Origin of the sequence: Methanosarcina barkeri 3, from assembly GCF_000970305.1 — an archaeon.
Taxonomy (GTDB): Archaea; Halobacteriota; Methanosarcinia; order Methanosarcinales; family Methanosarcinaceae; genus Methanosarcina; species Methanosarcina barkeri_A.
Map to the genome: position 1 here is coordinate 4,462,798 of NZ_CP009517.1, position 12,555 is coordinate 4,475,352.

Below are 12,555 nucleotides of genomic sequence, written 5' to 3' on the forward strand. Positions count from 1 at the left end.
GAAATTACAATTACCTGAAATTACAATTACCTGAAATTACAATTACCTGAAAATATGAAATTAATTTATCTGAAACGAACTATCCCGAAGCAGAATGAACGAGAGTCTTTTTCCTGAAAAACCTGGGTTCATGAAGCACCCGCTGATAAAACCCGATACCGTTGAGCAGAGGCTCTATCAGTTGAATCTTGCAGGAAAGGCCCTGGAAGGCTCAAGCCTTGTTGTCCTTCCTACGGGGCTTGGAAAAACCATTATAGCTCTTTTTGTAATTGTTTCCAGGCTTCAGCGCTTTGGAGGAAAAGTCCTGATTCTTTCCCCAACAAAGCCGCTTGTAGAGCAGCATGCTACTTTTTTCAAAAATGTGATGGCACTTCCCGAAGAAGAGGTTATGACTTTTACGGGGAGCATTGCGCCTGCAGAGCGGGAAAAACTTTGGGCCCAGGGGAAGGTCATAGTTTCCACACCTCAGGTAATTGAAAATGACCTTCTTACAAAACGAATCAGCCTTGAGGACGTAAGCCACATAACCTTTGACGAAGCCCACAGGGCAGTCGGAAATTACGCTTATACTTTTATTGCGGAAAAGTATTTCGAGAGCGCAAAGAATCCTCACGTGCTCGGAATTACTGCAAGTCCGGGCAGTTCGGATGAGAAAATCTCTGAGGTCTGCCAGGCTTTACATGTTGAAAATGTCTCCGTGAAAACGGAAAAAGATAGGGATGTCCGTCCTTATGTGCAGGAAAAAGAGATAGAATGGTTTCAGGTCCAGCTTCCTTCAGAAATGGCTGAAATCCGAGGTTATCTGGAAAAAATCTTTGATGACCGGCTCGGAACCATAAGAGGCCTGGGTTTTTCTCCAGGCAGCGGAAAATATGTTTCCAAAAAGGATCTCTTGCTTTTCCAGAAGAAATTGCAGGGTGAAATCCGGGTAGGAGGAGATCCTGCGGTTTTTACTGCCATGTCTGTGCTTGCCGAAATGGTGAAGGTTAACCATGCTGTGGAAATGGTTGAGACTCAGGGGCTTGGGCCTCTCAGGAAGTACCTGGAGAAACTTGACGCTGAAGCTTCTTCAAGCAGTGCAAGCAAGGCTTCAAAAAGACTGATAGACGATCTCTATATGAGAAAAACCCTTTACAGAGTAAAGGAATGTGAGGTCGAACATCCTAAACTCGAGCTTGCGCGGAAACTCGTATCCGAACAGCTAAAAGGAAGTCCTGATTCCAGAGTAATTGTTTTTACGAATTATAGGGACACAGCAGAGATAGTGGTAAATGCTCTATCAGGATTTTCAGGAATTGTCCCTATCCGTTTTGTGGGACAGGCCTCGCGCCGTAAGGATAAAGGGCTTACGCAAAAACAACAGGTGGAAGTTCTTGATAAATTCAGGGCAGGAGAATATAACGTACTTGTAGCTACCTCAGTTGCCGAAGAAGGGCTTGATATTCCTTCCACGGATCTGGTATTATTCTACGAACCCATCCCCTCGGAAATTCGGAGCATCCAGCGTAAAGGCAGGACAGGAAGGCAGCATAAAGGCAGAGTCATTATACTGGTGACAAAGGGTACACGTGACGAAGCATATTACTGGAGCAGTAAGAGTAAGGAAAAAAGGATGCTGAATAGTATGCATGGGCTTGAAGCCCTTCTTGAGCCTAAAAACTCAAAGCAGAGTTTGAAACTTTCAGATTTTGAGTCCAAAATTTTTATTCCGGATCATGAGCAAAATGAAGCTGAAAATGAGATTAAAATAAATAACAATTTTGAAAATGAAGATATAACCCCGGAAAATAAGGATCTAATGCAGGAAAGCAGTAATCTGGCTGTAAATCTCAGTGGTTTTGTAAATAGCAGGGATAAAGCTGTAGATAGCAACTTTTTTGAAGATAACAAGGACGCAGCTACAGATAGCAATAGTCTTGCAATTAACAAGGACGTAACTATAGATAGTAGTAGTTTTGCAGATATTGGAAACAGGGCTGCAGATGTTAGAGATTTCACTGTAGACCGTGGGCGTTTAACTATAGACAGCAGGAATAAGGCCGCAGGCTTAGGCTACAACAGGACGAGTGAGGAAACTAACGAAGATAACTGTGAAGTTGGGAAAGAAAAAGGAAACAACCAAAAGAACGAAGAAAAAAATAGAGAAGAAAAAAGCAAAGAAGAAAAAAGCAAAGAAGAAAAAAGCAAAAAAGAAAAAAGCAAAGAAGAAAAAAGCAAAGAAGAAAACGTCAAAGAAAGACAAAAAACATTTGTTTATTTTGAAACTCTTTCCGGAAAGAAAACGGAATCCGCACCTGAAACTGCTGCAGAGGCATCCGAAATAGGAGTCAGTCCCGAATCCCTGAAAATGGTAGTGGATTACAGGGAAGCAAAAAGTGGGGTTGCTAATACTCTTGATAAGCTTGGAGTAGAAGTTATTTTTACCACGCTTGAAATTGGTGATTACGTTGTTAGCGACCGCCTTGCTGTAGAAAGAAAGCGCACGGATGACTTTGTAAACTCTCTTGTTGACGGGAAACGTAATCTTTTTGCGCAATTGTCGGATCTTACAAGAGTATACGAAAAGCCTGTTCTTATCATTGAAGGAACAGAACTTTTTACTTCCAGGCAAATTAATCCTAATGCTATTTACGGCTCTCTGGTATCTATTTCAATTGATTTTGGAGTATCACTGTTATATTCGAGAGACGAGGAAGAGACTGCAGCAATTTTAAAAATGCTTGCAAAGCGTGAGCAAATGGAAAATAAACGTGAAGTCAATCCCCATGGAAAAAAGTCAACCAGTACCCTTACTGAGCAGCAGGAATACCTGGTGTCTGCGATCGCAGACATTGGGCCGAAAGCTGCAAGAAACCTTCTTTTACACTTTGGCTCAGTAGAGGCTATTATGAAAGCTGATGCTAAAGAACTGAAGAATGTAAAATTAATAGGGCCAAAAAGAGCAGCAAAAATTAGAGAGCTACTTGAAACCCCCTATAAAGAATAAGTGATGAAAAAAATAGTGGAAAAGTGACGAAAGAAGTAATGAAAAAAGTAATGAAAAAAGTAATGAAAAAAGTAATGAAAAAAGTAATGAAAAAAGTAATGAAAAAAGTAATGAAAAAAGTAATGAAAAAAGTAATGAAAAAAGTAATGAAAAAAGTAATGAAAGAAGTAATGAAAGAAGTAATGAAAGAAGTAACGAAAAAAAAGCAAGGAAAAAGATAAAGAAAAAGTCAAGTTTCTCTATACTCCTCCTTTTCTCCTTCGTTCTTCTCTTTCTTTTTATACCTACTCTTACCTACCTTACCTTTACTCTTACCTACCTTACCTTTACTCTTACCTACCTTACCTTTACTCTTACCTACCTTACCTTTACTCTTACCTACCTTACCTTTACTCTTACCTACCTTACCTTTACTCTTACCTACCTTACCTTTACTCTTACCTTTATAATTGCCTCAGGCGTTCTATAAGCTCAAGCCCTTTTCCAATTAATTCCAAATCCTCGGCGATCCTACGCGGGTCTGTCTCGTTCTCAAGGCAATCTGCAATGTTAATCATTTTTCTAAAGAGAAGATCTTCCAGTACCTTCCGGTCACTATGGACTCCAGTTACCTTTGATAATGCTGCCGGTTTTTCTGTTCTTTCTGAGGGTGCAGACTTTACAGGAGCTGCAGGACCTTTAGGTGAAGAAACTGCAGAACTTCTGGGAACTACAGAACTTCTAGGAACAGTAGAACCTCTAGAAGCTGCAGGGTATTTCCTTCCTGCTTCTTCTTTTTCAGAAGGTAATACGGGAATTTCCTTTTCTACTGAATCGACAGCTTTTTCCTCTTCTTCGGCAGTTTCAGAGGTTCTCAGCCCGAACCTTGACTTTTGCCTGTGTGCCTGGGCTCTCTTTTTAGTCTCAAGAGAAGAATTATCTTTTTCTGTAGACGGCCTGGGTTCGGGAGCCTGGACTTCTGCTGCCGGTTCCGGGGTTTCTTTTTCTTCCTGGACATCACATATGGGGCAGATTACTCTACCCTGATAACGGAATTTTGGGGCTCCGCAGACTTTACAATGCTCAGCAAGCATTGTACCCCCCAGTTCAAGGAAACGGGCTATTCGCTTTACTTTTTTATCTTTTTCAGAATCCATAGTTCTGACCTTCCTTTGTTCATAGTTTCTTATGCATTTGCTTCTCACTTATTTTATTAAATTTTTCCTATAGCTCGCTGTACTATGAAACCATTTTGTCCTGTGTAAATTAGAAAAAGGGAACTAACACCGAATCACAATGAGTAGACTCTGAAGAGGGTAACATTTAAAATCACCGATAATATTTTATATAACAAGCCTGTCTTAGACTAGTCTATACTATATTAGCTATATTAGCTCTAATTTTTATATCATAATTGACTGCGAAGGTGATTCGAATGTCATCAAATGATTCAGCAGAAGTTATAAAACAATGTCTTCAGGTCCTAGAAAGTATAACCAGTGACTCCTCAGTTCCTAGAAATATCAGGCGTTCCGTAAATGAAATTATGGACATACTGAACAACGAATCCGAACCTCTCTTTCTTAGAGCGGCATCAAGCATTTCCATTCTCGAAGATATAAGCAATGATCCCAACCTTCCTCTGCACACAAGAACTTTAATATGGAATCTCTCAAGCCAGCTCGAGACCATTCCTGTGGATGAATAATACAGACGTAATAATACATAGCTATACAGACGTAAAACACATAGCTCTTAAAACATAAAATAGAATTTACGCTGGAGCACAGGCTGGGAATAGACAAGCTCCAAGAAAAAAACATCTCTTGAGATGATCCTGCTAAAAAATCCCTAACTCTGACTAATTCTAAAAAAAGAACCAAAAGGTAATAACCTTACTATTCTATTGGTTACCTCTAGTTGCTTTTGGAATTGTCTTCTGGAAGTTAGAGGATATTGACAAGGAAAAAGCCTTTTTCCTTCTTTTTTATATATTTTCCAGGGAACTGGAGATTAAATGGAAAAATGGTAGAAGAAAGATAAAAAGGGATGGAGTTTCAAACTCAGACCTAACGCAGACTATAAAAGAGAAAGATTTAAAGAGTTCTAAACTCAGCATAACAAGAAAAAATTTATACACAGATAATAGATATTTAAAGAGAACTTATTAAATGAAACTGCAGAAGAATTCTGAAAAACAAATAGAAAGTATATGAAAAATAGAAGGTATATAAAAAAATAGGAAGTATATAAAAATAGAAAGTATATAAAAATAGAAAGTACATAAGAATGTTTTAGTTTTAAATTAAAATTAGTTTTAGGCGGAAAAAGCCAATCGTTTAAAAGCTAAGAAACGTAAAAGGGGGTATGAAAGTCTTGCTTGAAGAAATCTCGGCCCGGATAAGAGAAAATTTTGAGGCCAAAGACAGTATAAGGGAAGAAGGATTGAAGATTTCCCGAGAAGTTGTCAGGGAATGCAGGACAGCATCATTTGCTCTACACAGTCAGGACTTCGAAAAGGCAGATAAAAACATCAAAACCGCAGGACATGCGCTTGAGAAACTTGAGATTCTTTTCGAAGGGCATGCTGACATTTATCATGCAGGCTTTGTAGAACATGCTCAGCAGGAGTATTCGGAGGTTTCAGTCCTCAGTAGCCTGCTGAAAGAAGAAGGAGGAAAACTTCCCTCCCCTGAAGAGTTAAGAGTCGAATATGCAGCTTACCTTAATGGGCTTGGAGATGTTGTCGGAGAGCTTAGGAGGCATGTTCTGGACCTCATAAGGAAAGAGTCCTTTGAGAAAGCCGAAGTGTTTTTAGGTATCATGGAAAATATCCATGCAGCACTTATGGACTTTGACTACCCTGATGCCATAACCGGAGGACTGAGGCGAAAAACCGACATATCCCGCTCCTTAATAGAAAAGACGCGGGGTGATGTTGTTAACGCAATTGGTCAGAAAAAGCTTGAAATTGCGATGCGAAATCTGGAGTCCAAACTTTAACCTTAGACAAGAAATGCTTAAATATCGAGCAAGTTAGCACTTTTTAAACTGCAAAACTAAAATTGATCGTAAAGTGCAATCCACTAATATACAGCTCACATGATAACTATTAATCAATTGATTATTTAACAGCTATCTGGCCGTTCGATAGTTCAACTGTCTAAACTTTGGGATATGGAATTCAAAAGTAATCAATTCAGAATTAAGACAGTTTATAATCACAATTAAAAAGCTTAGAATGAATTTAACAGCTTATAACTATAGCTGGCAGGCTCAGAACTTCAATAATCTAGAACTCCAATAATCTAGAACTCCAATAATCTAGAATTCCAATAATCTAGAATTCCAATAATCTATTACAAGAGGATATGCATGAAATTTGATCCAGAAAAAATAAAAAGAGACGCTAAAGAGAACTTTGACCTTACCTGGAACGAGGGCAAAAAGCTGGTCAGGACACCTACCCTGAACGAACGTTATCCCAGGACAACTCTGAGATATGGAAAAGCCCATCCTGTTTACGATACAATCCAGAAACTTAGAGAAGCCTATTTAAGAATGGGCTTTGAAGAGATGATGAACCCTCTAATAGTGGATGATAAAGAGGTACACAAACAGTTCGGAAGCGAAGCTCTTGCAGTCCTGGATCGCTGTTTTTATCTTGCAGGCCTGCCAAGGCCAAACGTTGGAATTTCCGACGAGCGCACCGCAGAGGTAAAAGAAATTCTCGGAGATATAGGCGATGAAGGAGTCGAAAAGATAAGGCAGGTTCTCCACTCGTATAAAAAGGGAAAGATAGAAGGAGATGACCTTGTACCCGAGATTTCAGCAGTACTTGGAATTTCGGATGCCCTTGTTGCAGATATGATCGACAAAGTTTTCCCGGAATTTAAAGAGCTTGTACCCCAGGCGAGCACAAAGACACTCCGCAGCCACATGACAAGCGGCTGGTTTATTTCGCTCGGTGCTCTCCTCGAAAGACAGGAGCCTCCCTTTCATTTCTTCTCTGTAGATCGCTGTTTCAGGAGAGAGCAGCAGGAAGATGCCTCAAGACTCATGACCTATTATTCGGCTTCCTGCGTAATTATGGATGAAGATGTGACTGTAGATCACGGAAAAGCCGTTTCAGAAGGACTCCTTTCTCAGTTTGGATTTGAAAAATTCCTTTTCAGACCCGATGAGAAACGCAGCAAATATTATATTCCTGACACACAGACCGAAGTATTTGCCTTCCACCCGAAGCTTGTGGGCTCCAATTCAAAATACTCTGACGGCTGGATAGAGATTGCAACTTTTGGAATTTACTCCCCAACAGCGCTTGCCCAATATGATATCCCGTACCCTGTAATGAACCTCGGGCTCGGGGTAGAAAGGCTGGCAATGATTCTTCACGATGCCCCTGATATCCGTTCTCTTACCTACCCACAGATTCCGCAGTATACAGAATGGGAAATGTCAGATGGTGAGCTTGCAAAACAAGTTTTCGTAGATAAGGCACCCGAAACTCCTGAAGGACTTGAGATTGCAGCTTCTATTGTTTCCCAGTGCGAATTGCATGGAGAAGAACCGAGTCCCTGTGAATTCCCTGCCTGGGAAGGAGAAGTTTTTGGTAGGAAAGTAAAGGTTTCCGTAATCGAGCCGGAAGAAAATACAAAGCTCTGCGGACCTGCAGCTTTTAATGAGGTTGTAGCCTATCAGGGAGATATCATGGGTATTCCGAATACCAAGAAATGGCAAAAAGCCTTTGAAAACCATTCTGCAAAGGCAGGAATTCGCTTTATAGAAGCATTTGCAGCTCAGGCTGCCAGAGAAATTGAAGAAGCTGCCCTGTCAGGAGCAACTGAGCATATAGTAAGAGTAAGGATTACCAAAGTTCCTTCTGAAGTTAACCTTAGAATAGGCTCTATTGCCCAGCGTTATATTACAGGTAAAAACAAAAAAATAGATATGAGAGGCCCGGTTTTCACATCTGTAAAAGCTGAATTTATGTGAAAGCCAGAAAAAAGGAGTATGCTGCATGCAAACTGCTCAAAAAAGCCCTTTTTCAACATATCCGGAATTAAGCTGGCTAATGGAAGCTGGTGAGCCTGTGTGTGTAACCTTTGAAACAGGACACGAAAGCGGGTATAAAGTTGATAGCAAAGTCGAGTGTAGAGTTGAGCGAGAAATAGGCAGCGAAACCGAAATTGAAAAAGGTATTAAGGGAAAAAACGAGGATATAGTAGTTGATACAGGAGACGAAAAATCTCCTGAAAAATCTCATTTTCTTTTTTGCGAACTTGTGCAAAAAGCGCGTATGGGAGAAGCATTTCTTATTTCGGGGCAGAGTTGTTCTCCTGGAGATTATATTCTGGGCTTTTCTGAAAAGAGCCCTGCTGCATACTACCTGAGTTCCGGAAGATATAAAGACTCGCAGGCTGCGGAAAATGCAGCTTTATCGCTTCCGAGGCTGAAAAAGAAATTTTGCTTTATAAGAATCGAGCCCCTGTCCCTTAATAAAGGCAGTTTTGATGTGCTGATTCTTTTCCTGAAGCCCGAAAAAGCTATGCGCATTGTTCAGGCCAGTGCATATTCCGAAGGAAAAAGGTCAGTTGTGGATACAATGGGTGCAGCTTCAGTATGCGGAGATTGTACCGTACTTGCTTACAGGCAGGGTATGGGCCTATCTTTCGGATGCAAGGGATCAAGGAAACATAGTGGATACGAAGATTCTGAGGTTCCCCTTGGACTTTCTCTTGAAAAAGCGGCTGAGATAGAATTGACGATCTCAAAACTTCCTAAAACACGAGAGTAAGAAAGATAACTGCAAGTATTTTTCTGATTTCCGAGAGAACAAAAAATTTTGAAACTATGTGTTTTGAAACTATGTGTTTTGAAACTATGTGTTTTGAAACTATGTATTTTGAAACTATGTATTTTTATAGATATCCAGCCTTTCCGAAACAGGAAAAAATTGAATTCCGAAACTGGTAAATAAATTCTCTTTTAGAATTCCTTTTTTCAAAAAATCTCCAACCGAAAAACATGCGTTTTTTTCCATTAAAAACAGTCAAGAAATTGGTTTCTCTTTTGTTTTATTTAAAGAAGAAAATAGATAAAATCCCTATTATCCAGAGCTAATAGTGGGATGAGTTTATATAGAAGTACAAACATGTAAAATGCGATTTTAATTGCAAAGCTATTTCAGACTCATACTAATGGAGGATTAAATCATGGCAGGACAGCCAATATTCATTTTAAAAGAAGGAAGTAAGCGAACCAGAGGCAGGGATGCCCAGAGTAACAATATCATGGCTGCAAAGGCAGTAGCCGAAGCCGTAAGAACAACCCTTGGTCCCAAGGGCATGGACAAAATGCTCGTGGACTCTATGGGTGATGTGGTTATTACAAACGACGGAGCAACCATTCTCAAAGAAATGGACATCGAACATCCTGCAGCAAAGATGGTAGTGGAAGTAGCCAAGACACAGGATGAGGAAGTCGGAGACGGCACTACCAGTGCAGCTGTGGTCGCAGGCCAGCTCTTAAGTAAAGCTGAGGATTTAATCGAGCAGGAAATCCACCCGACAATTATCGCATCAGGGTACAGACTTGCAGCCGAAAAAGCCGTCGAAGTCCTGAACTCCCTTGCAATGACAGTAGAACTGTCCAACCGTGACCTACTGATTAGCATTGCTGAAACCGCAATGACTGGAAAGGGTGCTGAGTCCTCCAAAAAACTCCTTTCAGAGATTACCGTAGATGCTGTAACAAGCGTTGTAGACAAAAACGGAAAGAATTCTGTTGACAGAGACAACATCAATGTTGTTAAGAAAGTCGGCGGCAGGGTAGAGGATTCCGAGCTTATTCGGGGCATGATCATTGACAAAGAGAGAATCCACCCCAACATGCCTGAAAAAGTTAAGGATGCAAAAATCCTTCTTCTTAACACCGCAATCGAACTCAAGGACACTGAAGTAGATGCTGAAATTTCTATAACCTCTCCTGACCAGCTCCAGTCCTTCCTTGACCAGGAAGAGCAGATGCTCAAGAAGATTGTTCAGAAAGTTATTGGCAGTGGAGCAAATGTTGTTTTCTGTCAGAAAGGAATTGAAGACCTTGCCCAGCACTACCTTGCAAAAGCAGGTATTTTTGCTGTCCGCAGAGTCAAGAAGAGCGACATGGAAAAGCTTGCAAGAGCAACAGGCGGCAAACTCATTACCAACATGGATGAGATCACTTCTGAAGACCTCGGATATGCAGCACTTGTGGAAGAGAAAAAGGTTGGCGGAGACAGTATGACCTTTGTCACAGGTTGCGACAACCCTAAGGCTGTAACAATCCTGCTGCGCGGTGGCACAGAGCATGTCGTTGACAGCATTGACAGCGCTCTTGAAGATGCCCTGCGTGTGGTTGGAGTTGCAATCGAGGACGAGAAACTCGTTGCAGGCGGCGGTTCCCCTGAAGTTGAGGTTGCACTCAGGCTCCAGGAATATGCAGCAACCCTCGAAGGCAGAGAACAGCTTGCAGTTAAAGCCTATGCTGAAGCTCTTGAAATAATTCCAAGAACTCTTGCAGAAAACGCAGGTCTAGATCCAATCGACATGCTCATGGAACTCCGTTCACAGCACGAAAAAGGTGTAAAGACCGCAGGACTCAATGTTTTCGAAGGCAAAGTCGTTGACATGTGGAAAAACTTTGTGGTTGAGCCCCTCAGAGTCAAGACCCAGGTTATCAATGCAGCTACAGAGTCTGCAGTTATGATCCTCAGGATCGACGATATTATAGCTTCTACCCGTGCAGCCCCAGGCCCTGAAGAAATGGGTGGAATGGGCGGAATGCCCCCAGGAATGGGTGGAATGGGCGGAATGCCTCCAATGATGTAATCCGGAAAAGAATAAAAACCATTTTGGGATAACAGGAAGAAGCACGGTTTTCACTCCGTGCGATCCTTTTAACCCTTAAAAACCGAAGTCTGAAAAAATTTTGTTCCGGCCTCTCACCGGAAGTCAATGTGAATCTCCATGCAAATCTCTTTTTTCAGACTTTTCCAATATTAGTAGACTATTTTTAAGGTTATTTAGATTATTTTCAGGTTTTAGATTATTTTCAGGTTTTAGATTATTTTCAGGTTTTTCAATTCTGAAATGTAGAATTCCTTACTGGTTTTATAGGACTCTTTACTCATTTCTTTTCAAGACAATTAAGAATGTCATCAGCTCTGAATTTTGTTTTTATAATTCTCGTCCTGCCTCTCTGACCCTTGCCGGTAAAGTCCGCATCAATGTAGTTGAGCACTTGAAGCTTGTTGACAATCCCATAAAAGCGAGTATATCCAAGCTGAGTTAATTCATGGAAGGACTTGTAAAGTTCACCTGCCTGGACTTCTCCTCTTTTTGCTATTAGCTCAAGCAGGTGTTTTTCAGGACCTGACAGGAGGTTTATACCCCTGCATAAATGAAGCAGTTTGGACGCTTCATAAGCTTTTTCCACATCCTCCGAGGAGATTGTTCGACTTCCCCTGCGTTCGGCATTAAAACCGGAACGTTTCAGAAGGTCAATCCCAACCCTGAGGTCTCCCGTCCTTTCTACATATGATACTACGAGTTCAAGTAACTCGTCGGAAATCACCTTCGGATAAAAGCCGTATTTTACCCGGTCTTTAAGAATATCAAGAATTTCAGTACTGCCGTATCTCGGGAAAGGAATGTCTTCAGGCAGGAACACCGAATTCACCCTGGAGTCCAGGCAGTAGAGATCCGAGGCATCATTTACTATCCCGATTACCCCGATCTTTGTTCCGGGGTACTGCTCATGTGCCCTTAAAAGCGAGTACATTACTTCATTGGCATGCCCTTCATAGCAAAGATAGTTGAGGTCATCCAGAGCAACAAGCAGAACTTTCTCCGAAGAAACAAGGAAATTAACAACGGTTTCAAAGATTTTCCTGAACGCAATTCCCGAGTTGGGAGGAGAAATTCCAAAAAGCTTTCTGTAAATTCTGGACATTACTGCAAAACGTGTGGAATCAATCTGACAGTTGACTTTAACAGTAACGACACTGGGTGCATGGGCTTCAACTTCCCCGAATACCTTCATAACTGCACTGGTCTTTCCTGTTCCTGGAGGACCTACAAGTAAACAATTCAAAGGCCGCATACCGCGAAGGGCTGGCTTGAGTGCGAATCTGATTCCGTTCAATTGTGACTCCCTGTGAGGAAAATATTCAGGGAGATAGTCAGGCTCAAGCACAGACGGATCCTTAAATAGGGTCTCATCCCAGAGTAGTATGTCATTACCTGTCAAAGGAAGTTACTCCATAAATCATTAATCTATTATTGTTAATAAGTGAAAGCTCAGTAATATTGAAATCCAGGAACTATGCAAGTGCTTTGACTGGAGCCTGGCGTATCAAGTTACAAAGACAGGAATAAAGTAGTTCCTCATTCTGAATTAAGTAACCTCTAAGTAATCAATCAAGATTTAAGTAATCAATCAAGATTTAAGTAATCAATCAAGATTTAAGTAATCAATCAAAATTTAAGTAATCAATCAAAATTTCACATGAATAAACTTTGCTTAGTAAGAGAGATTCAGGTTTAGTATTA

At 40.9% G+C, this 12,555-nt stretch carries 9 protein-coding genes; 7 read left to right on the top strand and 2 right to left on the bottom strand.

Annotated features, from left to right (window positions below):
• Window positions 1-94 precede the first annotated feature (94 nt).
• Window positions 95-2,986 carry a DEAD/DEAH box helicase gene (locus MSBR3_RS18295; RefSeq protein ID WP_048109692.1) on the top strand — a complete coding sequence of 964 codons (2,892 nt, stop codon included), beginning with the start codon at window positions 95-97 and terminating at the stop codon, window positions 2,984-2,986.
• Window positions 2,987-3,009: 23 nt separating this feature from the next.
• Entirely contained in the window at window positions 3,010-3,207 is a 198-nt protein-coding gene (locus tag MSBR3_RS20540; RefSeq protein WP_048109693.1) for a hypothetical protein, read from the top strand.
• A 222-nt stretch (window positions 3,208-3,429) separates the two neighbouring features.
• Here the strand turns inward: MSBR3_RS20540 and MSBR3_RS18305 are convergent, their stop codons facing one another.
• Window positions 3,430-4,122: an Sjogren's syndrome/scleroderma autoantigen 1 family protein gene (locus MSBR3_RS18305; RefSeq protein ID WP_048109695.1), complete on the bottom strand. Its 693-nt coding sequence runs from the start codon at window positions 4,120-4,122 to the stop codon at window positions 3,430-3,432.
• Window positions 4,123-4,400: 278 nt separating this feature from the next.
• Between MSBR3_RS18305 and MSBR3_RS18310 the strand changes: the two genes are divergently transcribed.
• From MSBR3_RS18310 to thsB, 5 genes are all read left to right on the top strand, one after another.
• Window positions 4,401-4,673, top strand: a complete 273-nt coding sequence (locus MSBR3_RS18310; protein ID WP_048109697.1) for a UPF0147 family protein — start codon at window positions 4,401-4,403, stop codon at window positions 4,671-4,673.
• Between the two features lie 659 nt (window positions 4,674-5,332).
• The gene (locus MSBR3_RS18315) at window positions 5,333-5,968 is read left to right on the top strand and encodes a translin family protein (RefSeq protein ID WP_329956821.1); all 636 of its coding nucleotides are present in this window, start codon (window positions 5,333-5,335) and stop codon (window positions 5,966-5,968) included.
• Between the two features lie 372 nt (window positions 5,969-6,340).
• Complete coding sequence (sepS, locus tag MSBR3_RS18320) at window positions 6,341-7,960, top strand: O-phosphoserine--tRNA ligase (RefSeq protein ID WP_048109698.1); 1,620 nt, start codon at window positions 6,341-6,343, stop codon at window positions 7,958-7,960.
• A 25-nt stretch (window positions 7,961-7,985) separates the two neighbouring features.
• Window positions 7,986-8,762, top strand: coding sequence for a DUF169 domain-containing protein (locus MSBR3_RS18325; protein WP_048109700.1), 777 nt, complete (start codon window positions 7,986-7,988; stop codon window positions 8,760-8,762).
• Window positions 8,763-9,180: 418 nt separating this feature from the next.
• Window positions 9,181-10,833 carry a thermosome subunit beta gene (gene thsB, locus MSBR3_RS18330; RefSeq protein WP_048109702.1) on the top strand — a complete coding sequence of 551 codons (1,653 nt, stop codon included), beginning with the start codon at window positions 9,181-9,183 and terminating at the stop codon, window positions 10,831-10,833.
• Between the two features lie 298 nt (window positions 10,834-11,131).
• Here thsB and MSBR3_RS18335 read toward each other — a convergent pair whose 3' ends face one another.
• Window positions 11,132-12,253 (bottom strand): ORC1-type DNA replication protein, encoded by a 1,122-nt coding sequence (locus MSBR3_RS18335; protein WP_048109703.1) that lies wholly within the window; start codon window positions 12,251-12,253, stop codon window positions 11,132-11,134.
• Between the last annotated feature and the right edge of the window lie 302 nt (window positions 12,254-12,555).